The 24605-nt window shown below is 60.6% G+C and carries 19 protein-coding genes; 8 read left to right on the forward strand and 11 right to left on the reverse strand.

The genetic code is table 11. From position 1 onward, the window contains the following. Nucleotides 1–79 precede the first annotated feature (79 nt). Both GVN17_RS02990 and GVN17_RS02995 read left to right on the forward strand, forming a co-directional pair. Complete coding sequence (locus tag GVN17_RS02990) at nucleotides 80–454, forward strand: septal ring lytic transglycosylase RlpA family protein (RefSeq protein WP_166593723.1); 375 nt, start codon at nucleotides 80–82, stop codon at nucleotides 452–454. 49 nt (nucleotides 455–503) lie between these two features. Beyond that, nucleotides 504–1556, forward strand: a complete 1053-nt coding sequence (locus GVN17_RS02995) for a calcium/sodium antiporter (RefSeq protein ID WP_166593820.1) — start codon at nucleotides 504–506, stop codon at nucleotides 1554–1556. 23 nt (nucleotides 1557–1579) lie between these two features. On the opposite strand, the gene GVN17_RS03000 is transcribed toward GVN17_RS02995, so the two are convergent. The 5 genes from GVN17_RS03000 to ptsP all read right to left on the reverse strand — a co-directional run bounded on the left by GVN17_RS03000 (nucleotide 1580) and on the right by ptsP (nucleotide 10099). Beyond that, nucleotides 1580–2521, reverse strand: coding sequence for an AEC family transporter (locus GVN17_RS03000; RefSeq protein ID WP_166593724.1), 942 nt, complete (start codon nucleotides 2519–2521; stop codon nucleotides 1580–1582). Nucleotides 2522–2758: 237 nt separating this feature from the next. Further along, nucleotides 2759–4321: an alkaline phosphatase gene (locus GVN17_RS03005; RefSeq protein ID WP_166593725.1), complete on the reverse strand. Its 1563-nt coding sequence runs from the start codon at nucleotides 4319–4321 to the stop codon at nucleotides 2759–2761. Nucleotides 4322–4512: 191 nt separating this feature from the next. Further along, nucleotides 4513–6255, reverse strand: a complete 1743-nt coding sequence (locus tag GVN17_RS03010; RefSeq protein WP_166593726.1) for a PTS fructose-like transporter subunit IIB — start codon at nucleotides 6253–6255, stop codon at nucleotides 4513–4515. Continuing rightward, nucleotides 6255–7223 carry a 1-phosphofructokinase gene (gene pfkB / locus GVN17_RS03015; RefSeq protein WP_166593727.1) on the reverse strand — a complete coding sequence of 323 codons (969 nt, stop codon included), beginning with the start codon at nucleotides 7221–7223 and terminating at the stop codon, nucleotides 6255–6257. Before pfkB ends, GVN17_RS03010 begins: the two co-directional genes overlap by 1 nt. Continuing rightward, entirely contained in the window at nucleotides 7223–10099 is a 2877-nt protein-coding gene (ptsP, locus tag GVN17_RS03020; protein ID WP_166593728.1) for a phosphoenolpyruvate--protein phosphotransferase, read from the reverse strand. Before ptsP ends, pfkB begins: the two co-directional genes overlap by 1 nt. A 286-nt stretch (nucleotides 10100–10385) precedes the next feature. On the opposite strand from ptsP, the gene cra reads away from it, so the two are divergent. The 5 genes from cra (at nucleotide 10386) to GVN17_RS03045 (ending at nucleotide 14791) form a co-directional block, all read left to right on the forward strand. After that, complete coding sequence (gene cra, locus GVN17_RS03025; protein WP_166593729.1) at nucleotides 10386–11381, forward strand: catabolite repressor/activator; 996 nt, start codon at nucleotides 10386–10388, stop codon at nucleotides 11379–11381. A gap of 7 nt (nucleotides 11382–11388) precedes the next feature. Next, nucleotides 11389–12162: a TatD family hydrolase gene (locus GVN17_RS03030; RefSeq protein WP_166593821.1), complete on the forward strand. Its 774-nt coding sequence runs from the start codon at nucleotides 11389–11391 to the stop codon at nucleotides 12160–12162. 106 nt (nucleotides 12163–12268) lie between these two features. Next, nucleotides 12269–12697: a low affinity iron permease family protein gene (locus GVN17_RS03035; RefSeq protein WP_166593730.1), complete on the forward strand. Its 429-nt coding sequence runs from the start codon at nucleotides 12269–12271 to the stop codon at nucleotides 12695–12697. 218 nt (nucleotides 12698–12915) lie between these two features. Beyond that, complete coding sequence (locus tag GVN17_RS03040) at nucleotides 12916–14037, forward strand: DUF3182 family protein (protein ID WP_166593731.1); 1122 nt, start codon at nucleotides 12916–12918, stop codon at nucleotides 14035–14037. Then, nucleotides 14021–14791, forward strand: coding sequence for a S9 family peptidase (locus GVN17_RS03045; RefSeq protein WP_166593732.1), 771 nt, complete (start codon nucleotides 14021–14023; stop codon nucleotides 14789–14791). The genes GVN17_RS03040 and GVN17_RS03045 overlap by 17 nt, the downstream gene beginning before the upstream one ends. Nucleotides 14792–14852: 61 nt before the next feature. Here the strand turns inward: GVN17_RS03045 and GVN17_RS03050 are convergent, their stop codons facing one another. Continuing rightward, on the reverse strand, nucleotides 14853–16073 hold the full coding sequence (locus GVN17_RS03050) for a zinc-dependent alcohol dehydrogenase (protein ID WP_166593733.1): 1221 nt from the start codon (nucleotides 16071–16073) through the stop codon (nucleotides 14853–14855). Nucleotides 16074–16344: 271 nt separating this feature from the next. Here GVN17_RS03050 and GVN17_RS03055 point away from each other — a divergent pair, with 271 nt between their 5' ends. Further along, nucleotides 16345–17349 (forward strand): ketopantoate reductase family protein, encoded by a 1005-nt coding sequence (locus GVN17_RS03055; protein WP_166593734.1) that lies wholly within the window; start codon nucleotides 16345–16347, stop codon nucleotides 17347–17349. A gap of 155 nt (nucleotides 17350–17504) precedes the next feature. Here the strand turns inward: GVN17_RS03055 and garD are convergent, their stop codons facing one another. The 5 genes from garD to GVN17_RS03080 form a co-directional block, all read right to left on the reverse strand. Continuing rightward, nucleotides 17505–19058, reverse strand: a complete 1554-nt coding sequence (gene garD, locus GVN17_RS03060) for a galactarate dehydratase (RefSeq protein WP_166593735.1) — start codon at nucleotides 19056–19058, stop codon at nucleotides 17505–17507. 29 nt (nucleotides 19059–19087) lie between these two features. Next, nucleotides 19088–20461 (reverse strand): MFS transporter, encoded by a 1374-nt coding sequence (locus GVN17_RS03065; protein ID WP_166593736.1) that lies wholly within the window; start codon nucleotides 20459–20461, stop codon nucleotides 19088–19090. A 283-nt stretch (nucleotides 20462–20744) separates the two neighbouring features. Next, nucleotides 20745–21656 (reverse strand): 5-dehydro-4-deoxyglucarate dehydratase, encoded by a 912-nt coding sequence (gene kdgD, locus GVN17_RS03070; RefSeq protein WP_166593737.1) that lies wholly within the window; start codon nucleotides 21654–21656, stop codon nucleotides 20745–20747. Nucleotides 21657–21924: 268 nt separating this feature from the next. Continuing rightward, the gene (locus GVN17_RS03075; protein ID WP_166593738.1) at nucleotides 21925–22674 is read right to left on the reverse strand and encodes a FadR/GntR family transcriptional regulator; all 750 of its coding nucleotides are present in this window, start codon (nucleotides 22672–22674) and stop codon (nucleotides 21925–21927) included. Nucleotides 22675–22795: 121 nt separating this feature from the next. Beyond that, nucleotides 22796–24532, reverse strand: coding sequence for an ABC transporter ATP-binding protein/permease (locus GVN17_RS03080; RefSeq protein ID WP_166593739.1), 1737 nt, complete (start codon nucleotides 24530–24532; stop codon nucleotides 22796–22798). Nucleotides 24533–24605: the final 73 nt, after the last annotated feature.

A 24605-nucleotide genomic window follows, 5' to 3' on the forward strand; every position in this document is an offset into this window, starting at 1 on the left:
CATTTCTGTGACGCGGAGCGTCACGAGCTGCATTTCCACGCAAAGCGTGGGGACGATCAGGACTGAAGGATTGCGAACCATGTGGCGGCTCCTCAGCGCTTGCGCGCTGCTCTCCCTGCTGGCCGGTTGTGCCAGCGAAGGCGTCATCGATCCCCACGGCTATAACGCCACCGGCGGAGCCTCGTATTACGGCTCGCGCCACCAAGGCAAGCGCACCGCCAGCGGTGAACGCTTCGACCAGAATTCCCTGACCGCCGCGCACCGCCAACTGCCGTTCGGCACCCGCGTGCAAGTCACCAACCTCGACAACGACCGCAAGGTCATCGTCCGCATCAACGATCGCGGGCCGCATACCCGTGGCCGATTGATCGACGTATCGCGCGCTGCCGCTGAACAATTGGGTATGCTGCGCAGCGGAACCGCCCAAGTGCGGGTGCAAGCCCTCGACGACTGACTCAGTGGTGCCCTGAATTCTCGCGCTCTCGACCCTGCCACTGCCCACGCTGATCGAACTGATCGGTGGCCTGCTGATGATGATCGTCGGCGCCGAACTGTCGGTGCGCGCGGCGGTGGTCCTGGCTGCCTTGCTAAAAACCCGGCCGCTGTTTCTCGGCCTCACCGTCGTCGCCCTCGGCAGCAGCGCGCCGCAAATGGCCGTAGGCTTGCAAGCTGCGCTGACTGACAGCACCGACATCGCGGTGGGCAGCGTTATCGGCAGCAATATCTTCAACATTCTGGTGACCCTCGGCCTGTCAGCGTTGATCATCCCGTTGCGGGTGGCGCGGCAGTTGGTGCGCGTGGACCTGCCGCTGATGATCGGCGCCACGGCGTTGGTTGCCGGGCTGGCGTGGAATGGGGTGTTGAGCGGGCTGGATGGCGTAGTGCTGTTGATCGCCATGGCCGGTTATCTGGTCGTGGTCGTGCGCCAGTTCGCCCACGGCGCCCGGCATTTCAACCCCACTGACGAAACACCAAAACGCAAAGTCTGGCCGATCCTTGGCCGCCTGGCGGTGATGTCCTGCGGGTTGGCCTTGATGATCCTTGGCAGTCATTTGCTGGTGGGCGCGGCCGTCGTTGTCGCCCAGGACCTGGGATTGTCGGAACGGGTGATCGGCCTGACCGTGATCGCCGTCGCCACGTCCCTCCCCGCCTTGATGACTTCACTGATCGCAGCGCTGCGTGGCGAACGTGACATCGCGGTGGGCAACATCATTGGCAGCAACCTGTTCAACCTGCTGGGCGTGCTGGGGATCACCTCGCTGATCGCCTCGACGCCGTTGTCGATCTCACCGAACGCACTGGACTTCGACCTGCCCGTGATGCTCGGCGTCGCGGTCCTGTGCCTGCCGCTGTTCTACTCCGGTTATCGCATCACCCGGCTGGAAGGCCTATTGCTGTTGGTGCTTTACGCGGTGTACGGGCTGCACATCGTGTCGTTCACCACCGGTATGCCGCTGGCGGATCGGCTCGAACGGCTGATGATTCATTACGCGTTGCCGGTGTTGGGCATGGCGGTATTGCTCAGCACGGTTCGCGCATGGCGTCGACAACACTGAGGGAAACGCCTGCACGTCTGCGGTCAGATCCATCCGCCCCACTGCAAAATGAAGATCCCGAGGTTGGTCGTCACCGCTGCTGCCAAGGTGGTCATGACGATGATCGACGCCGCCAGCTCATGATTGCCCTCGGCCGCGCGTGCCATGACGAAGCTGACGGAGGCCGTGGGCGCGCCGAAGTAAAGAAACAGAATCCCCAGTTCTGCGTGACGAAAGCCCAGCAGCCATGCGCCAGCGGTGCAGATCAGTGGCAACCACACCATTTTCATCAGGCCCGCGCTGACCGCCAGGCCGCCGCTCTCGCGCAACGATTTCAGCGACAAAGTCCCCCCGATGCACATCAACGCCAGCGGCAAGGTCATCTGCGCCAGGTAGCTGCCGGAGGTGTCGAGCCATTTCGGCAAGCTGATGCCGAAGTACGCGAAGGGGGTCGCGGCAATGATGCTGATGATCAGCGGGTTGGCGAAAACGCTTTTGCAGATGCTCCACGGGTCGGATTTGATCACCGGGCTGTAGACCGCCAGCACTACGGTCGAGAGCGTGTTGTAGAAAAGGATGACCAGCGCGGCGAGGATCGCGCCCAGTGAGATGCCGTAATCGCCGTACATGCTGGCGGCCAGCGCGAGGCCGATCACACCGTTGTTACCGCGAAACGCCCCTTGCACGTAAATGCCGCGCTCGATGAAGGGTACGCGATAGATCGCCCAGCCCCAGACCAGCGCGAAACCCACCAGCGTGGCGACGATGAAGTAGATCAAGACGCCCGGTTGCAGCGCCGCGTGCAGGTCCGCGTGGATAATGCCGAGGAACAGCAACGCGGGCATGGTGCAGTTGAACACTAGCGAAGACGCAGTGTGAATGAAGCCGTCGTTGATCCAGCCGATCCGCTTGAGCAACACGCCGAGAAACAGCATGGCGAAGACCGGTGCGGTGATGTTCAGGGTTTCCCAAAAAATTGCCAGCATGCACACCAAACCCTGAGATGTCGTTAGGTGGCTAATGATAGGCGAGTGGCGAGCTAAGTGTTACCGGGAAATGCGTAGAGGTCGTACAACTGCCAATTTCTACTTGGCTTTGCGAAAAACTCATATGCGCCACGGACCTGTAGGAGTGAGCTTGCTCGCGATAGCAGTCTGTCTGTGCCTTATGTAGTGGCTGACACTGAGCCATCGCGAACAAGCTCACTCCTACAGGAAAGATGGCTAGACGAGAACTGATGGCTGCAATTTTTTCTCAAACACCGAAACCCCGTCCAGATCCCGCAGCGTCACGGTCATCTCGCCGCTCTGCCCGTCGATGTTCACTTCGCCGAAAAACTGAAACCCGGCGAAGGGCGAGGTGTTCTGCGCAGGCGGGGCTTTCTGAAACACCAGCTCGGGGCCGAAGGTTTTGTCCAGCGTGTTCGGCCCGAAACTCCCGGCATTCAGGGGTCCGGCGACGAATTCCCAAAACGGGTCGAAGTCCTGAAACACGGCCTGATCCGGGTGATAGTGATGGGCCGCGCAGTAATGCACGTCGGCGGTCAGCCACACCGTATTGCGGACCTTCTGCTGACGCAGGAACCCCAGCAGTTCGGCGACCTCCAGCTCACGCCCTTTCGGCGCGCCGTTGTCAGTGTTGGCAATCGCCTCCCAGCGCATGACGCCTGGGCTGACCTCGCCGTCCGGCACACCGAGACCGATGGGCATGTCCGCCGCGATCACCTTCCACTGCGCGTTCGACGCCTGCAATTCGCGCTTGAGCCAGTCCAATTGCTGGCGTCCCAAAAATGCCGTGGTCGACCCCGGTTTGTCGGCCAGGTTGGCGTCGTTGCCGTCGCGGTAGCTGCGCATGTCGAGGACGAACACGTCGAGCATCGGCCCGTAACTGAGCTTGCGATACACCCGCCCGCCATTGTCGGCACTCTGCAAACGCATCGGCGCGTATTCCAGAAACGCCTGACGTCCGCGTGAAGCCAGCAATTGAATGTCTTTGACTTTATAGCGCTCGTCGAGCTGTTTGCTTGGCGACCAGTTGTTGTTGACTTCGTGGTCGTCCCACTGCCAGATTTGCGGCACTTCGGCGTTGAAGCGGCGCAGGTTCTCGTCCATCAAGTTGTAGCGATAGGCGCCGCGGTATTCGTCAAGGGTCTCGGCGACCTTGCTCTTTGCTTCGGTGGTGAGGTTGCGCCAGATGCGCCCGCCTTCCGTGACCACCTCGGCGGGCACCGGGCCGTCGGCATAAATGGTATCGCCGCTGTGGATGAAGAAGTCTGGTAGACGCAGGCGCATCGCTTCGTAGATGCGCATGCCGCCGATGTCCGGATTGATGCCGAAACCCTGCCCCACGGTGTCGCCGCTCCAGACGAAACGGATGTCACGGCGGGTCTGCGGCATGCTCCGCAGGTGACCGAACCACGGCTCGCTGGCGACACCGGTTTGCGCGTCTTCGAAGAACACGCGGTAGAAAATGGCTTGATCGGTGGGCAGGCCGGTCAGTTCGACACGGGCGGTGAAGTCGGTGCGCTGATCAGCCAGCAGTGAGACGGCGCGACGCGGATTAGTGAACATGCTGCGCGTGTCCCATTCCACGACCATGCGCGAAGGACGGTCGCTGCGGCTCCAGACGATGGCGCGGTCGCCCATGAGGTCACCGGACTGCACGCCGTCGGTCATCTTCGGGCGATCCTTGACCGAGGCAATGACCGCCGGGGCCAAGCCCGGCAAGAGCAATCCGGCGCCAGCGGCTTGAATGATGCGTCGGCGTGTCAGGTCGAACTGAGTCATGTTTCATCCCTCTCCAGCGAATGCCAAAGACAGGAACCTAACAACCGAATGTTGGGTGAATATTACAGATGACACAGAACCTGTAGGAGTGAGCTTGCTCGCGATTGCTGGCTGCCGGTCACCACATGTGGCATAGGCAGGCGGCTATCGCGAGCAAGCTCACTCCTACAAAGGTATTCAGCGCTTGTGAATCAAGCGCCAGCAGGCACCGCATCCAGTTCCACCACTTCCGGCCGTTTCAACACGGCATACAACACGCCCGTCACTACGCTGCCGACCACAATCGCCAGCAGGTACAGCAACGCATGGTTGATCGCATTCGGAATCAGCAGCACGAACAACCCGCCGTGGGGTGCCATGAGTTTGCAGCCGAAAAACATCGACAACGCCCCGGTCAGCGCGCCACCGACGATGCTCGCCGGGATCACCCGCAGCGGGTCTTTGGCGGCAAAGGGAATGGCGCCTTCGGAGATGAAGCACAGCCCCAGCACAAACGCTGCCTTGCCCGCTTCGCGCTCGCTTTGGGCGAATTTGTGACGGGCGATGAGGCTGGCGATGCCCATGCCGATCGGCGGCACCATGCCTGCGGCCATCGCTGCCGCCATCGGCGCATAACTCTGGGACGCCAGCAGCCCCACCGAAAACGCATAAGAGGCCTTGTTGATCGGCCCGCCGAGGTCTACGCACATCATGGCGCCCAGCAACACGCCCAGCAGAATCGCGTTGGTGGTGCCCATGCTGTCGAGGAAGTGCGTCAGCCCTTCGAGCATGCCCGCCACCGGCTTGCCGACCACGTAGATCATCACCAGCCCCGTCACCAGACTGGCCAGCAGCGGAATGATCAGGATCGGCTTCAACGCCTCGACGCTGGCGGGCAGCCTTGCATAACGATTGATCGCCGCAGCGGTGTACCCGGCGATGAAGCCCGCGATAATGCCGCCGATGAACCCTGCGCCCAGCGTGCTGGCCAGCAGCCCGCCGATCATGCCCGGCGCCAGACCCGGCCGATCCGCGATGGAATAGGCGATGTAACCCGCCAGCAGAGGCACCATCAGCTTGAACGCCGCATCACCGCCGATCTGCATCAACGCAGCGGCCAGCGTGCCTTGTTCCTTGAACGCCGTGATACCGAACACGAACGACAGCGCGATCAGCAAACCGCCCGCCACCACCATCGGCAGCATGAACGACACGCCGGTCAGCAGGTGTTTGTAGACACCGGTTTTCTCTTTCTTGGCAGGGGCTTTCGAGGTCGACGCAGAAGACTCGATTTCGGCTTCAGCCAAGGCTTTTTTTAGCGTCGCCTCGGACTGCTTGAGCGCGATGCCGGTGCCGCAGCGGTAGATTCGTTTGCCTGCGAAACGCTCGGTGGCCACTTCGATATCGGCCGCCAGCAACACCACGTCGGCCTCGGCAATCGCCTGAGCGCTTAACGGATTGCGCGCACCGACCGAGCCTTGGGTTTCCACTTGCAGGTCGTAGCCCAGTTTTTTCGCCGCCTGCTGAATGGCCTCGGCGGCCATGAAGGTGTGGGCAACGCCGGTCGGGCAAGCGGTCACGGCCACCAGTGTCGGGATTTTGCCCGAGCTGGCAGCGGCGACAGACTCGACGCGCTCGCTGGGCACATACACCTTCGCCAGTTCCTGGGCTGAATGCATGAAACCGTCGATGTCCTGCAACGCTCGGGAGGGCGTCGACTGATGCAGACGCTTGCCCGCAAACCGGCTCAAATCCAGAGGGCCGGTGTTGACGACCAACACCCAGTCGGCGCTTTGGATCTGATCAGCGGTGAGCTGTTTTTCAGGGTGACGCGGGTCGTGCACTTCGACACACGTCGTCCAGCCCTGACGCTGCGCCGCTGCATCGAGCAGACGGGCGCTGAGGACGCTGCTGATCTTGCCGTTCGGGCAGGCCGTGACAATGGCTAACTTCATCACTCTTCCTCTTTTCTTGTTCTGTCGAGGTTATTCGCCATGGCGCGAACGTTGACCCCGCCTTCCAGCCGTTTGAGTTGCACGGTGTCCGTGATACCGAACCCGATCTGGGTCACCGCCATCGCGGCAATCGCCGTCGCCGTGCGCAACGTCCGCTCGGGCGCGTGGCCGCTCAACAGACCGTGAACCATGCCCGCCAACAGCGAATCCCCCGCCCCGACCGTACTGGCAACCGTGACCTTCGGCGGCATCGCTTGCAACGCCACATCGGCGCTGAACCAGTGCACACCTTCCGAGCCTTGGGAAATCACCACATGCTCAATGCCGCGCTGCCGCAAGGCTTCGGCAGCCTCGGCTTGCGCGGCGATGGAAATGATCGGTGCATCCAGCGCGTCGGCCAGCTCTTCGGTGTTGGGCTTGATCAGCCACGGTGACGCCTCAAGGCCTGCACGCAAGGCTTCGCCGCTCGTGTCCAGAGCAACCTTCAGACCCTTTTTGTTGAGCATCACCAGCAAGGCTTTCAGCCACTGCGCATCGACGCCACGGGGCAGACTGCCCGCCACGATCACGGCATCAAAGTCACTGGCGATCTGGTCGACGCGGGCCGCGAGCGCCTGTTGCGCCTGGACGCTGACTTCAGGTCCCGGCCCGTTCAGGTCAGTGATGCGTCCACTGCTTTCGGCAAGTTTGATGTTGCTGCGGGTCTCGCCCGGCACGCGAACGAACTCGTCGACGAAATGGCGTTTGGCGAACAGCGATTCGAACGGCATCTGATTATCGACGCCGAGAAAACCCGCGACGGTCAGCGTGTGCCCCAGATCCGCCAGCACCTGCGCGACGTTGAGGCCCTTGCCTGCCGCGTGGGTGAGCATGCACTCGCTGCGGTTGACCTGGCCCACCTGCAACGGGCCCAACTGCACGGTCAGGTCCAGCGCCGGGTTCATGGTCAATGTCAAAATCTTCGCCATTACAGCTTCTCCACGCACAGCCTCTCCACGAGGCCACGCACTTCAGCGGCGCTGCCGACGGCCAGCGCATGTTGCGCCAACTGCCGGGCACCGGTCAGATTCAACTCACGGACGCAGGCTTTGACTTCGCCCACACTGCGCGCCGCGACACTCAATTCACCGACGCCCAGCCCGACCAGTACCGGCACTGCCAGCGGGTCCGCTGCCAACTCGCCGCACACGCCGACCCATTTGCCATGGGCATGGGCGGCGCGAACGGTGATGTCGATCAGTTGCAGTACGGCGGGATGCAGACCATCCGCTTGGCCCGACAAGGTCGGATGACCACGGTCGATGGCCAGGGTGTACTGCGTCAGGTCGTTGGTTCCGACGCTGAAGAAGTCCACCTCTTTGGCCAGCACCGGCGCCAGCAGTGCTGCCGACGGCACTTCGATCATGATGCCCAGTTGCAAGTCGGCCACCGGGATTTCCAGGCGCAGACGCTCGGTCATGTCCCGCGCCTGACGCCACTCTTCAACCGTGCCGACCATCGGGAACATGATGCGCAACGGACGGTTGTCGGCGGCACGCAGCAAGGCGCGAAGCTGGCTTTCCATCACGTCAGGACGCTGCAAGGTCAGACGAATGCCGCGCACGCCGAGGAATGGGTTTTCTTCCTTGTCGATTGGCCAGTACGGCAGGGGTTTATCGCCACCGACGTCGAGGGTACGAACCACCAATGGGCGGCCTTTGAGGTCGTCAAGCACGCGACGGTATTCGGCTTCCTGAGTGGCTTCGTCCGGCGCGGAGCTGTGGGCCATGAACAGCAATTCGGTGCGCAACAGGCCGATGCCTTCGGCGCCCTGCTCTACCGCAGCGGGCGTACCGGCGCTGTCGCCAATGTTGGCGAACACCTCGACCGCGTGGCCGTCCTGGGTGATTGCAGGCTCCATGCGCAACGCGGCAGCGGCTTTCAGACGTGTCTCGCGGGTGTCGCGGTCAAGCAAGGCGCGCTCCAAGGTCGGGTCGTCCGGCGCCACATCCAGGCGTCCGCGCTGACCGTCGATCAGCAAAACGGTGCCGGATTTGATCAGCAACACCGCTTCCCCGGCACCGACCAGCGCCGGAATACCCAATGCGCGAGCGACGATGGCGCTGTGGGCCGTGGCTCCCCCGCGCGCCGTGAGAATCCCGGCGACGCGCGCGGGATCGAGCCGTGCCACGTCGGACGGGCCGACTTCATCCATCACCAGAATGTAGGGTTCGTGCGGTTCAACCAGATCCTGCACGCCACACAGTTGCGCCAGCACGCGACGACCTACATCGCGCAGGTCCGCCGCACGTTCGGCGAGCAGCGCATCTTTGAGCTGTTCCTGCTGGCGCGCCGCCGCGTCGATCACATGCGTCCAGGCGGCAGCGGCACTTTCACCACTTTTGAGACGCAGGGTGACCTCGTCCACCAGCTCGGGGTCGTCGAGCATTTCCTGGTGGGTGATGAAAATCTCGCGAATGGCCTTGGCGGTGCTGCGTTGGATCAGCCCTTCGATGTCGCTTCGGACCAAGCCCAACGCCGAGTGCAGACGCTCATGCTCGGCGTGATACGACTCGCCGCGCAGCGGGTAATCAAATACCGGCAACACGTGCACATGGGCAGGCCCCGTGGCGATGCCGGGGGCGGCGGGAACGGCCTGGATCTGTGAACCGGCGGAGGGGGCGCTCAGGTGTTTTTCCACCACGGCCGCAATCGGGCTCGGCGCGGACTCGGTCGGCAGCGGCTCGATCTCCTCGCCCAAGCCTTCGCGGACAGCAGCGATCAGAGCAGGCAAGGCATCGCTGGCAATGGCCGGCTCGGCAATGAATTCCAGCACCTGCCCCCGACGCACGCCGAGGCTCAGCAGTTTGCTCAGACTTTTGACCGACACAGGATTTTCGGCGCTGTCGAGAATGCGCACGCGCACCTCGCCTTCAAAATTTTTCGCCAGTTGCGCGAGGATCTTCGCCGGGCGCGCATGCAGGCCATGAGCGTTGGCAAGGGCAACACGCTCGCTCGGCCAGTCAGGCGGCACGTCACCGCCCAAGGCTTGCAGCACCGCGCGGCTGCTGGTGGCCTGACCCAATTCTTGCCCACGGCCTTCGATCAACAGCGCGCACAGCCTTTCGAGCAACGCCTGATGGGACTCACCCAGGCTGGCGAGGCAGAACAGGCCGTTCAACGGTTGCCCCAGATGACGCATGGGCTTGTCCGGCGTGACAAACGCCAGCCCCGGTTTGTTGACCATCTGCTCGCTGTGCAGCCACCAGAGGCCGTCGCCCAACGGCAGCGGCTCGACCTGTTGCAGCACGGCGGCAAAGCCGTTGTTCACGCATTCGGCACGACGCAGCAACCGCGCGCCACGCCAGACCAGCTCTTCGAAGTCATCGACTGACGCGCCGAGGCTGATCATTTGTGCATCCAGCGCCAGTTCCTGCGGAGCGCCTTGCAGCAGTTGGAGCAGCGCCTCTGGACTCGTGGCCTGACGCAACGCTTCGCCCAGATCGGTCTCGCCGAGGGCACGGGTCAGGAGTTGGAGGAGACGCAAGTGTTCGTCGGACTTGGCGGCAATGCCGATGGCCAGATAGACGATCTGCCCGTCGCCCCAATCCACGCCTTCCGGAAACTGCATCAAACGCACACCGGTGGCGTACACCTGATCGCGGGTTTGCGGCGTGCCATGGGGAATCGCGATGCCCTGGCCAAGAAAGGTCGAACCCTGTTGCTCGCGGGCTTGCAGCCCTTGCAAATAACCCGGTGCGACGAGTCCGTCAGCTACGAGCAGATCAGCGAGCAATTGCAGCGCGGCAGGTTTATCCATAGCCGTTTGGCCCATGGAAATTTGCTCAACGGTCAGTTCGAGCATCGCGTTCTCCTGTGATTCTTGTTTTAGGGCCTGAGGCACGTGGATAACACGGCATCAGACCAGCGTTCTTGCACGATTACGGCAATAAATGCGCTTGCTGAATCGTTTAATCTAGATTGCCGGGCACGTTACTCGATATCTTGCGCAGATTGAAGCGCATCCTGCTGACCGGCGCAGAAAGCATTCTGAAAACGTAATCGATAATGCTCTGCTGTAATGATGACTCTAAATCGGTGAAAATCCCGACCGCATTCCGTCCGTGCCAAAGAATAAAAGGAAGGTCCGCTTGAAACTCAGTGATATTGCGCGTCTGGCCGGCGTCTCCGTCACCACCGCCAGCTACGTGATCAACGGCAAGGCCGAGCAGCAACGCATCAGCAACGCGACCGTTGAACGTGTGCGGGCGGTGGTCGAGGCCCATGGATTTCGCCCCAATCCACAGGCTGCGGGGCTGCGCAGCCGCCACACCCGCACATTGGGTTTCATTTTGCCGGACCTGGAAAACCCGAGTTACGCCCGTATCGCCAAGCAACTCGAACAAGGCGCCCGTGCCCGAGGCTATCAACTCCTGATCGCCAGTTCCGACGACGATCCCATCAGCGAGTTGCAATTGTTGCAGTTGTTTCGCGCCCGTCGTTGCGATGCCCTCTTCGTTGCCAGTTGCCTGCCTGCCAGCGATGACAGCTACCGCGACCTACAAAAACATGGCATTCCCGTCATCGCCATCGACCGGGAAATGGACCCCGCGCATTTCTGCTCGGTGGTCAGCGACGACCACGACGCCAGCCAGCAACTGACGCGCAGCCTGCTGGAAACCAGACCCCGGCACGTTGCCCTCATCGGCGCCCGCCCTGAACTCAGCGTCAGTAAAGCCCGTGCCAGTGGCTTCGAAGACGCACTGGAAGGCTTCAAAGGCTCGGTGATCGTCGAGCATGGCGAAGCGTTCAGTCGCGATTGCGGCCTGCACATCGCGGGCGAGATGCTTGATCGCCTCGGCTATTTTCCCGACGCGTTGATCACCACGTCCTATGTTCTGTTGCAGGGCGTTTTCGACCTTCTGCACGCGCGCCGTCTCAATCCTGATCAACTGCACCTCGGCACTTTCGGCGACACGCAACTGCTCGACTTTCTGCCGTTGCCGGTCAACGCCATGGCCCAACAGCACCAGTTGATCGCTGAAAAAGCACTGGCATTGGCCCTATCGGCCGTGGAACAGGATCTGTACGAGCCGGGCGTTCACGCCATCGTGCGCACGTTCAAACAGCGCATTCACGAGGCCTGACGTGCGGATGATCGACACCCACACGCATTTGGACTTCGATGATTTCGACGCTGACCGAGACGCCGTTCTCAGCCATTGTCGAGAGCTGCAAGTAGACCGGATCGTGGTGTTGGGGGTCTATCAGCGCAATCTGCAGCGGGTGTGGGATCTGGCCCTCAATGAGCCTTCCATTTACGCGGCATTGGGCTTACACCCGATTTATCTTGATGAACACCGCCCGGAGCACCTTCATGAATTGCGCGAGCGACTGGCCGAATTGGCGGGCCATCCAAAACTCTGCGCCGTGGGCGAAATCGGGCTGGATTACTACGTCGAATCGGTGGATCGGGATCGCCAAAAAACCGTGTTCGAGCAACAGCTACAAATGGCCGCTGACTTCAATCTGCCCGCCCTGCTCCACGTACGCCGCAGTCACGCCGATACCATTGCCACACTCAAACGCTTCAAGCTCAAACGCGCTGGCATCGTTCACGCCTTCGCGGGGAGCCGAGAGGAAGCGAAGGAATACATCAAGCTCGGTTTCAAACTCGGCCTTGGCGGCGCGGCGACCTGGCCGCAAGCGCTGCGCATGCACCGGGTGATTGCCGACCTGCCGCTGGACAGCGTGGTGCTGGAAACCGATTCCCCCGACATGGCCCCGGCGATGTACCCCGGCCAGCGCAACAGCCCCGAGCATTTGCCAGCTATTTGCGTTGCCTTGGCCGGACTTATGAATACCACGCCCGACACCCTCGCCAACGCCAGCACCGAGAACGCCTGCCAAGTCTTCGGCTGGGCATGAATCACGCCTGACTCACCACTCGCCCGATTTCATTTTGTAAAAAGAAATTTCAAACGCGACCAGCGGTCCTTTGCATACCTACCCCCGATCGCTAAGGACACCGGCAATGAAATTCTCCAAGTTCGCGCAGGCGCTGTCGAAATGGACCGGCAACCCGAAAACCTTCGTCGTGGCCGTTCTGTTGATCTGCGTGTGGGCCGTGACGGGTCCGTTCTTCCATTACAACGACACGTGGCAGCTGATCATCAACACCTCCACGACGATCATCACGTTTCTGATGGTCTTCCTCGTGCAGAACACCCAGAACCGCGACACGGACGAGTTGCACATCAAGATCGACGAGCTATTGCGGGTCACCAAGGATGCCCAGAACGCGGTGTTGAGTCTGGACAACCTGGACCAGAAAGAACTGCACGCGCTGCGCAAGAAATACAAGGCCATGGGTGATCGTGAAGACACCGACCACACCCAGCCGTTTCCCGCGTGCGATGCCGATGTCGTCATCGACAAGTCTGAGCCGGCCACCGACCATTGATCAGAGGGCGAGGAACTACACGGCGTCGGGTTTTTCTCAAATGGATGTGTCGTCTGTGCTGACGCCTCGCGGATGAATTCGCTCCTACAGGTGATTTGGCGTACGCCTGAAACGGGTGGACGGACACAGCACCTGTGGGAGCGAATTCATTCGCGAAAGATGTATCAGACTACAGATATTTATTGCGAAACACTTCGGCCTCACCAGGGAGTTCGCCCATGAGCGGATCACGCAGCACTGCAAAGTCTGAAGTCGTTCTGCTGGCCACCCACAAGCGCTTGGCGACTCACGAAACGGTGGTCCAACAGGCTCTGGCCGAACGGATCGCGGGTGTCTTGGGAGCGAAATTCGTCGGGGCGTATGACCCGGACCTGCACCAAGGTCATGCGCTGTATTACATCCCGTCCGACACGCTTATCGGAAAAGAGGATGGCAACGCGCTGAATATTCGCAGCGTCGATGACTTCTTTGGCGGGCTTATCGACCATCCCTTCATGGCCACCAAAGCCATTTCCCATCCTCTCCTCAAAGACGCAACCGCGAAACCGGCAGGCTGGTCTGATCGATTTTTCGAAGATGCAGCCGATGCCGTGCTTGCAGGTTTCAGCGTGTTCAACGAGGCCGATGCCAGGCGCGCCGGGGTGCTGTTGCTCAAAGACGGCCCGGTGCGGGTGAAGCCGGTCTTAGCCACAGCAGGTCGCGGACAGTTAGTGGTGACGACGGAAGCTGAGCTCGACAGCGCCCTCGCTCAGCAAGACATGGCCGAGGTGGAGGAATGGGGGCTGGTGCTGGAGGAAGATTTGCACGACGTCATCACCTACAGCGTGGGCCAGATTCAGGTGGCGGGCATCACCATCAGTTACCACGGCACGCAAAGCCTGACCGAAGACAACAATGGCGAAACTGTCTACGGCGGCTCCCAATTGTGGCTGGTGCGCGGCGATTACAACGCGTTGCTCAAGCTCGATCTTGACGACGATGTGCGGCGTTCGGTCACTCAAGCCATGAGTTACGAAAACGCCGCGCTGGATTGCTTCCCGGATTTCCTCGCCTCGCGGCGCAATTACGACATTGCCCATGGCACCAATTCGCGAGGGGAAGTCTGCTCCGGCGTTTTGGAGCAATCCTGGCGCATCGGTGGCGCCAGCCCTGCCGAGATCGAAGCGCTGGTGGCGTTTGCCGCCGACCCGACCTTGCAGCGAATTCACGCGTCCAGCCACGAAATCTACGGGCCGACTACCTTGCCGGCCGATGCCCACCTTCTCTACGAGGGCGACGACCCTGACGTCGGCCTTATCAGCAAATTCACACAGGTCCAGCCTTATGACCGTACGCAGTGAAACCATCGACATCAACGTCAGCGACGACACCATCTCAGGCACCATCCTGGCGCCCGGCGCGAAAATGCCCGGCATTCTGTTCGTGCACGGGTGGGGCGGCAGTCAGCAGCGCGACCTCGCTCGGGCCAAGAACATCACCGGCCTGGGTTGCGTGTGCCTGACCTTCGACTTGCGCGGCCACGAACGCACCCATGAAATGCGCGCCTCGGTGTCCCGCGAACACAGCATGGAAGACCTGCTTGCCGCGTACGATCGACTGGCGAGTCACCCCGCTGTGGATAACAACGCGATTGCTGTGATCGGCAGCAGTTACGGCGGCTATCTGGCGACGATTCTCAGCGGGATGCGCCCGGTCAAATGGCTGGCCTTGCGCGTTCCGGCGCTGTATTGGGACGCAGATTGGGACATGCCGAAACAGGCGCTGGACCGGGACAAGCTTGCGCATTACCGCCGCTCGGCCGTAACCGCCGCGGATAATCGCGCGTTGGCGGCGTGCAAGGATTTCAAAGGGGATGTGTTGCTGGTCGAGTCTGAGCAGGACGATTACGTGCCCCACGCGACGTTGATGAGTTACCGCACGGCGTTCGATCTGGCGCATTCGTTGACCTATCGCTTGCTGGACGGCGCAGATCATGGATTGAGCAGCGACACCAGCCAGCATGCCTACACGACGCTGTTGACCGACTGGATCAGCGAAATGGTCATCGGCTCGCGACTGGTCGATTATCCGCATCATTCGGCGGCGTACTCGTGATCCTGGAGTCGCCGCTCGCCCAGAGGGCGTCGGCTCACGCCCTGTCAACGGCGCCTAAACGTCAGGTACCCGACAAATCCACATCATTGGCCGATACATCCACCCGGCTGTCGAACCCTGGCGTGAGGATGATCTTGCGGCAGTCTTCCTCGCGTTTATCGAAGATTCTGTAGCCGTCCGCCGCCTCTTCCAAAGACAACCGGTGGGTAATGATTGCCTCCGGCGTCAGCGCGCCTTCTTCGATCAGTTTCAACAGTTCTGGCAGGTAGCGGTGCACGTGGGTCTGGCCCATCTTGAACGTCAGCCCCTTGTCGAACGCATCGCCGAACATGAAGCCGTGAATGAAGCCCGCGTAAACGCCCGGCACGCTGACGGTCCCGCCTCTGCGCACGGCCGCGATGCATTGGCGCAACGCCTTGCCGCTGCTGCCTTCGAGTTTGAGGGTGGCGAGGATGGTTTCCGTAGTGCTGCCCTTGGCTTCAAAACCTACAGCATCGATCACCGCATCGACACCGCGCATGCCCGACGTCTGACGCACAATGGTGTCTGCCGGGTCGTCGTCCTCATCGAAGTTGATCGGAATCACGCCGTAGGTGAACTGCGCATACGCGAGGCGATAGGCGTGATGATCGACCATGAAAATCTTCTCAGCCCCGAGCATTTTCGCGCACGCCGCGCTCAACAGTCCGACGGGTCCGGCGCCGTAAATCGCCACGCTTGAGCCCTGTTTCACACCCGCGTTGAGTACGGCCTGCCACGCCGTGGGCAGGATGTCCGAGAGGAACAAGACCTTCTCATCCGCTAACGTTCCCGGCACCTTGAACGGCCCGACATTACCCTTCGGAACGCGCACGTATTCGGCCTGCCCACCGGGCACCCCGCCGTACAAATGGCTGTAGCCAAACAACGCCGCACCGGGCGCAATCGACTTTTTATTCAGAATCGCCCCACGTCCCGTGTTAGTGGTTTCGCACGCAGCAAAGGCATCCATCTGACAGAAAAAACAGCTGCCACAAGCGATGACGAAAGGGATGACCACACGGTCGCCGGGCTTGACGGCGGTGACTTGGGGCCCGACTTCTTCGACGATACCCATGAATTCGTGACCAAAAATGTCGCCTTGTTCGGTGGCGGGAATCTTGCCGCGATACAGGTGCAGGTCCGAGCCGCAAATGGCCGTGGCGGTGACCTTCAAGATCACATCATCGGCTTCCTGGATGATGGGGTCGGCGACGGTTTCCACGCGTACGTCGTGGGCGCCGTGATACGTCAGTGCACGCATGACTTCTCCTTGGCCCGCAGGCCAGAGCGTTTTGCAGAGGCATACAACAAGGATAGGTGCAGGGGCGATGAAGTTCAGGGAACGACCCCATAGCCGACCAATGGGTGCGCGGCGTTGTAGGAGTGAGCTTGCTCGCGATAGCGTCATGCAGGTCCCTACAACGGCGACTGATGCACCTCAATCGCTAGCAAAACTCACGCCTACAAAGAAATGCGCGAGGATTGGTGTAAATTGCGTAATGCCTTGAAACATTCCCCCAGCCGGAGCCACCATGAGTTCTTCCCCCTTGCGCATTTGCATTGCTGGCGCTGGCGCCATTGGTTGCACGCTGGCGGCGCGCATCGCGTTGACGGGGCACCCGGTGAACGTCTTCGCCCGTGGCCGCACCCTGGCAGCGCTGCAACGCAACGGCATTCACCTGCAGGATTTGCAAGGCCGTCATCACGTGAAGGTCAACGCCAGCGACAGCGCCGAAACCCTCGGCGAGCAGGACATCGTTTTTCTGTGCACCAAAGCCCCTTCACTGAGCGGTCTCTTGCCGAACATCAGCCCTTTGATCGGTCCGAACACGGTTGTAGTGCCCGTGATCAACGGCGTGCCGTGGTGGTACTTCCATGGTGAGGGTGGGCGTTTCGATGGCAATCGCGTAGAAACGGTCGATCCCGATGGGCGCATCACCGACACGCTGGATCTGCACAAGGTCATCGGCTGCGTCGTCTTCATCACGGCGCAAAGTTCTGCCCCTGCTGTCGTAAAAACCCACAACCCGTATCGCATTATCTTCGGCGAATTGAACAATGAGCTGACACCGCGTCTGGAACGACTGGTGTCGCTTATTCAGGGCGCAGGGATCGAAGCCCAAGGCACTGACCGGATTCGCGATCAGCTGTGGACCAAGATCATCGCCAACCTCACGTCCAACCCGGTTTCAGTGGTGACCGGCGCAACGCTGGAGCAAATCTATGGCCTGCCGGACATGCGCGAGCTGGCGCTGGCGACCTTCAACGAGGCGGTGCAAGTGGCGGCGGCTTATGACGCGAAGCTGAGCATGGAGCCGACGACTTTCATGCAGTTCGGCGCCAGCATGGGGCCGGTGCGCACCTCGATGCTGCAGGACTTCGATAAGGGCTTGCCGCTGGAACTGGCGGCGATTGGCGATGCGGTGGTGGAGTTGGCGGCGAAAGTGAACATCCCGATGCCGATCACTAAAAGCGTGCTGACGTTGGCGCGGTTTTGCGGGGAGCATGCGCACCATAAGGAGCATGGGCGGCATTGAGATAGGGAATTGAGGGCCTGATGCCCACCCTGTGGGAGCGAATTCATTCGCGAGTGGCCGGTACATCCCACACAGGTTTGCCGGATGTACCACCGTATCGCGAATGAATTCGCTCCCACAGGTTGAGACCCATGCCGATCTCGCGGCGCATGTGATCAGGTAATCGGCGCCGGGTTGAACAGGGTGATGTCGTTGTGCAAGCGGTAATGCTCGGTCCAGGTCTTCTTCTTGCCGCTGGCGACATCGAGATAGAAATGGAACAGCTCCCAGCCCAAGTCCTCAATGCTGGCACGACCGGTGGCGATACGCCCCGCATCAATGTCGATCAAGTCCGGCCAGCGTTGCGCCAGCTCGGTCCGGGTCGACACCTTCACCACCGGTGACATCGCCAGACCATAAGGCGTGCCACGCCCGGTGGTGAACACGTGCAGGTTCATCCCGGCCGCCAGTTGCAAAGTGCCACAGACGAAGTCGCTGGCAGGCGTTGCGCAAAAGATCAGCCCTTTGCGATTGACCCGCTCGCCAGGGCCCAGCACCCCATTGATTGCGCTGTTGCCGGATTTGACGATCGACCCGAGGGACTTTTCGACAATGTTCGACAACCCGCCCTTCTTGTTGCCCGGCGTGGTGTTGGCGCTGCGGTCGGCCTCGCCCTTGGCCAGGTAACGGTCGTACCAGTCCATCTCCCGCACCAGTTCCTCGGCCACTTCCGTGGTTTCAGCGCGGGAGGTCAGCAGGTAGATGGCGTCACGCACTTCGGTCACTTCCGAGAACATCACGGTCGCGCCTGCGCGCAGCAACAGGTCGGAGGCGTAGCCCAGCGCCGGATTCGCGGTGATGCCGGAAAACGCATCGCTGCCGCCGCACTGCATGCCCAGAATCAGCTCGGAGGCCGGCACGGTTTCGCGACGACGCTGATCGAGCTTCTTCAGACGCACTTCAGCCAGCGCCATGATCTGCTCGATCATTTCGTTGAAGCCGTGTTTGGAATCCTGCAAGCGGTACATCCACTCATCGCTCAGGTCGACCGACGGGTCGTTCTGATGCATGACCTGCTCGGCCTGCAATTTCTCGCAGCCCAGACCGATCACCAACGCTTCGCCACCCAGGTTTGGGTTGCGCGCCAGGTTGCGCACGGTGCGAATCGGGATGTACGCGTCCTTGGCCGTGATCGCCACGCCGCAGCCGTAGGTGTGGGTGATGGCCACCACGTCATCGACGTTCGGGTATTTGGGCAGCAGCTCCTCGCGGATGCGCTTGACCGCAAAGTCCAGCACGCCGGTCACGCACTGCACGGTGGTGGTAATCCCGAGAATGTTGCGTGTGCCGACGGTGCCGTCAGCGTTGCGATAGCCCTCGAAAGTGAAGCCTTCCAGCGGCTCGCCCCGGCCCGGCACATCGGTGGACAGCGGCAGGCTGTCCAGCGGTGGCGCGCTCGGCATACGCAGTTGATCTTCCTTGACCCAACTGCCGCGCGGAATCGGTTGCAGGGCATACCCGATGGTCTGCCCATAACGGATCACCGCCCCGCCTTCGGGGATGTCCACGGTGTTGACCTTGTGGCTTTGCGGCACGTTGTCGAGGGTCACCAGACCATTGTCGAATTCAGTCCCCGCCGGTACGCCCTGGTCATTGACCACGACGACGACGTTATCGCGCTCGTGCAAACGGATGTAACGCGGCGAATCGGCATGTTGAATCAAGTTCATCACGGTATTCCTCAGTTTTTTGCTTGCGCTCAGCTTTTGGCTTGGGAAACTTCGCCAAGGTCGCTGGCCCGCACATCACCCTGCGTTGGGGTGTCTTTCAATTCCACGCGTTTGATTTCGCCCACGATGAACACATAGCTGATCACCGCCACCAGCGCGTTGGCGCCGACGAACACCAGCGCCCATTTGAACGAGCCGGTGGAGCTGATGATGTAGCCGATGACGATCGGGGTGGTGATCGACGCGATGTTACCGAACATGTTGAACAGACCGCCGCTCAGACCGGCGATTTGTTTCGGCGAGGCGTCAGACATCACCGCCCAACCCAGTGCGCCAACGCCCTTGCCGAAGAAGGCCAGCGCCATGAAGCCCACGACGACCCATTCGATGTCCACGTAGTTGCAGGTCACGATGGAGGTTGAAAGCAACAGACCGCCAATGATCGGCGCCTTGCGAGCGAAGGTCAGGGATTTGCCGCGACGCAGCAGCCAGTCGGAAATGATCCCGCCGAGCACACCACCGATGAAGCCGCAGACCGCTGGCAAGGAGGCGATGAAACCGGCTTTGAGAATGGTCATGCCGCGTTCCTGCACCAGGTACACCGGGAACCAGGTCAGGAAGAAATAGGTGATGCCGTTGATGCAGTATTGGGCCAGATAAATGCCCAGCATCATGCGATTGGTCAGCAGCTGCTTCACGTAGTCCCACTTCGGGCCGCCGCTTTTACCTTTGCCCTGCTCTTGGTCCATGTCGATCATGCCGCCGTTATTGGCGATGTGATCGAGTTCGGCCTTGTTGATCATCGGGTGGTTGCGGGGGCTGTGGATGATTTTCAGCCAGATCAGCGAGAACACGATCCCGACGCCGCCCATGACCACGAACACATGCTGCCAGCCGAAGGTGTAGACGATCCAGCCCATGATCGGTGCGAACAACACAGTGGCGAAGTATTGCGCCGAGTTGAAAATCGCCGACGCGGTGCCGCGCTCGGACGTCGGGAACCAGGCCGCGACAATACGTGCGTTGCCCGGAAAGGATGGCGCTTCCGCCAGACCCACCAGGAACCGCAGCATGAACAGCGCGACGATGGCGGTGGAGAGGCCGAACTCACCGACATAGCCTTGCAGCACGGTGAACAGCGACCAAGTGAAGATGCTCAGGGCGTAAATCTTTTTCGAGCCGAAACGGTCGAGCAGCCAACCGCCCGGAATCTGTCCGGCCACGTAGGCCCAACCGAATGCGGAGAAGATATAACCGAGGGTAACGGCGTCGATGCCGAGGCTTTTTTGCAGGCTGGAGCCAGCGATGGCGATGGTGGCACGGTCGGCGTAGTTGATCGTGGTCACCAGAAACAGCATGAGCAAGATCAAATAGCGGACGTGCGTCGGCTTGGTTTTTTGCATGTTCGAAAACTCCCACTCATTATTTTTTTACGCGGGTTAAACGATTTTTTATGTGTGTGTGCTGCTCGCCTCTGCCCCTAAAATCCAGATGCGATTGAAGCCGTGTTTCAAAGGTGCAGCTTCACGCTGAAGCCACGGTGACGCCTAGGGTCGAACTCACGCGCAGGCGACCTTGCCTACGCGAATGGCATGAAACGAGAAATGGGATAACGCCTGTCCGTGTTGCGAAACCTCGACGGCAAAAAACCGCTGATCGCTCAGCGGTTTTGCGGCAGGTCGAGTGTTACTGCTGACCTTGCTTGTCCATCAGCGCAGCGAGCATTTCGAACTCTTCTGGCGTCAGGTCGGTCAATGGCGCACGCACCGGGCCTGCGTCGTAGCCAGCGATTTTCGCGCCCGCTTTCACGATGCTGACTGCGTAGCCAGCTTTGCGGTTACGGATGTCCAGGTACGGCAGGAAGAAGTCGTCGATCAGCTTGCCAACGGTGGCGTGATCGTCTTTGGCGATAGCGTGATAGAAGTCCATCGCCAGCTTCGGTACGAAGTTGAACACCGCCGAGGAGTAGACCGGTACGCCCAGCGCCTTGTAAGCGGCGGCGTAGACTTCGGCAGTCGGCAGACCGCCCAGGTAAGAGAAACGGTCGCCCATGCGGCGGCGGATCGAAACCATCAGCTCAATGTCACCCAGACCGTCTTTGTAGCCGATCAGGTTCGGGCAGCGCTCAGCCAGTTGCTCCAGCAGCGCAGGGGTCAGGCGGCAGACGTTACGGTTGTAGACAACCACGCCGATCTTGACCGATTTGCAGACCGCTTCGACGTGAGCGGCAACGCCGTCCTGGCTGGCTTCAGTCAGGTAGTGAGGCAACAGCAGCAGGCCTTTGGCGCCCAGACGTTCAGCTTCCTGAGCCTGTTGAATCGCTTGACGGGTCGGACCACCGACGCCCGCCAGGATCGGCACGGTTTTCTCACAGGTATCAACGGCGGTTTTGATGACGTCGGAGTATTCGCTGCCGGTCAGGGAGAAAAACTCACCTGTACCGCCTGCTGCGAACAGTGCGGAAGCGCCATACGGGGCCAGCCATTCGAGGCGTTTGATGTAACCAGCGCGGTGGAAATCGCCCTGGGCATTGAAGTCGGTAACCGGGAAGGACAGCAGACCGTGGGAAAGGATGGACTTCAGTTCTTGTGGATTCATTATTCGAACACCCTGGGAAGCTAATTGTATGAATGGATCACCAGACCTGCGCTGATGTCGTAAGTCATCGTACAACTAGGAATGACATCTCTCAATAGGGGGGATGAATTATTTATGTCCGGACAGGATGAGTGGTGTTTGGGGGCTTTGCGGGGATGAGAATAAACCCGTAGCAGCATGGCTTGCCGGCGGTGGCGTCGTTGAAATCGCAACCGCCGGCAAGCCGGACCGCTACAGGAGATGTTTTACAGACGTCGGTCATACGACCTCAGGCGCGTTGCGACTCCGCCTCTTCATGGGCATGACGCAACCGCTCGCGGCTGTTAGTGAGGTGCAGGCGCATCGCGGCGCGGGCGGCGTCGGAGTCCTGGCGGGCGATGGCGTCGTAGATCTCTTCGTGTTCGCGGCTCAGACGGTTCATGTAGTGCTGATGATCGTCATGGGCCAGACGCGCCGAATTCAACCGGGTGCGGGGAATGATGCTGGTTCCCAGGTGCGTCATGATGTCGGTGAAATAGCGGTTGCCCGTGGACAGCGCAATCGCCATGTGGAACTGGAAATCCGCCCCGACCGCATCGCTGGCGTGAGAAGCCCCTTCATTGAGGGCATCCAGCGCGGCACGCATGTCGGCCAGCTGTTCTGCGGAGCGACGTTGTGCCGCCAAGCCCGCCGATTCAACCTCAAGACTGATGCGCAACTCCAGAATCGCCAATACATCACGCAGCGTGACAATGGTGGCCGGATCGATGCGAAAGCCGCTTGGGCTTGGGGTGTCCAGAACGAAGGTACCGATGCCGTGACGCGTCTCGACCAGCCCCGACGCCTGCAACCGGGAGATGGCTTCACGGACGACCGTACGGCTGACGCCCTGCTCTTCCATGATCGCGGATTCGGTCGGCAGTTTGTCGCCGCGCTTCAATTCGCCGTTGCGGATGCGCTCGGAGAGTTCGGTGACCAATTCTTGAGCCAGGCTGCGGTGCTTTCGACGTGCGCGAGGCGGAGCACTCTGATTTTCCATATCCAACAGGCATCTCTAAATACGGTGAAAGGCTAATGATAGCTCAACCGGGTTGTACGATCACATAACAAACCCGGCGTGTTCGTAGGTTTTTGCGGCAGATGGGCCTGTCGATGCCGTATCAGATCGCCGTTTCGGTAAGGGATTGCTCCTTCAACTGGCCCTCGTCGATGCGCACATGGCGGCGATGGAAACGCTTGAGGCTGCTGCGGTGGCCGATACTGAGCAATGTCACCCCTGGCAACTCGTCGATCAACGCTTGATACAGCGCGGCTTCGTCTTCCTCATCCATCGCCGAGGTGGCTTCGTCGAGGTACAGCCAGTCTGGCGCGAACAGCAGCGCACGGGCAAACGCCACACGCTGTTGCTCGCCCGGCGACAGCATGCGCTGCCAGTGATTGCTCTCGTCCAGGCGCGGCACCAGATGGCTCAAACGGCACGTTTCCAGGACCTGCGCGAAACGCTCGGCGGGATAGACCTCCGGCGCTTGTGGATAACTCAGGGCTTCGCGCAGGGTGCCAATGGGCAGATACGGTTTTTGCGGCAGGAAGAACGCACGCTTGGCCGGCAGTTTCACCGCGCCATGGCCTTCGTTCCACAGCCCGCCCATCGCCCGCAGCAGCGTACTCTTGCCGCTGCCGGAGCGACCGCTGAGCATGACTTTCTCGCCTGCGGCGATGTCGATGTTGGCGTTGTTCAGCAACTGGCGACCGCCGATCAATGACAGGTCCAAACCCTGAACGTGCAGGGCATTGCTCTGGTGGGTCACTTCAATCGACGGCACGCGGGCTTCGTTTTCGTCCATGGCCTGACGGAAGCTGAGCAGACGGTCACAGGTGGCGCGCCACGACGCCAATTGGGTGTACGCGTCGATGAACCAGCTGAAGTTCTCTTGTACGTTGCCGAACGCCGAGTTGATTTGCATCAGCTCGCCCAGTTCGATCTTGCCGGCAAAATAGCGCGGCGCAGCGACGACAAACGCAAACACGATAGCGATCTGTGAGTAACCGGCGGTGAAGAACGTCAGGCGTTTCTGCACTTTCATGATGGTCCAGAAGTTACTCCAGACCATGCCAAATCGTGCGCTGAGACGCTGGTTTTCGTTGGCTTCACCTTCGGACAAGGCAATGCTTTCAGCGTTTTCGCGAACCCGCACCAGCGAGAAACGCATGTCGGCTTCATAACGCTGTTGTTGGTTGCTCAGCACGATCAACTTTTTGCCGATCAGGTGAGTCAGCCAACTGCCGACAGCGGCGTAGAGCAGCGCGGCCCAGAACATGTAACCGGGGATGGTGATGCTGAACAGCTCGATGCTGCCGGACACGCCCCACAGGATCACCGAGAACGACACCAGACTCACGACGGTGCGCAGCAGGCCGAGGCTCAGGCTCAGGGTGTCAGAGGTGAAGTTGTTGAGGTCTTCCGACAGACGTTGGTCAGGGTTATCGGTGTACCCGCCCTGCTCCAGCCGGTAATAATTCTTGTGGGCGAGCCATTTGGTGAAATGCTTTTCGGTGAGCCAGCGACGCCAGCGGATGGTCAGCATTTGCGTGAGGTAGAGGCGATACACCGCGCCGAGAATGGCGATGGCGGCGATACCGCAGAAGTACAGAATCAGGTGGGTAAATGCCCCCAGATCCTTGTTTTGCAGCGCGTTGTAGAAATCCCGGTACCAGCTGTTGACCAGCACGGAGATAAAGACGCTGAACAGCGAGAGCACGATCACTGCAATCAGCAGCACCCAGGCCATGCCCTTTTCTTCGCTACGCCAGTACGGCGTGACCAGTTTCCAGACTCGGGAAAAAAAGCTCCCGTTCACAGCGTCATTGACCCTGGATTCATCGATATCAACATTCATGGCAACGGCTCGGCGGCAGGCATTTAGTAGCGTTGACACCAATGTGCCAGACGCTACACGCGGTCTTCCATGA

It is taken from the genome of Pseudomonas sp. SLFW (genome assembly GCF_009905615.1).
Taxonomy (GTDB): Bacteria; Pseudomonadota; Gammaproteobacteria; order Pseudomonadales; family Pseudomonadaceae; genus Aquipseudomonas; species Aquipseudomonas bambusae.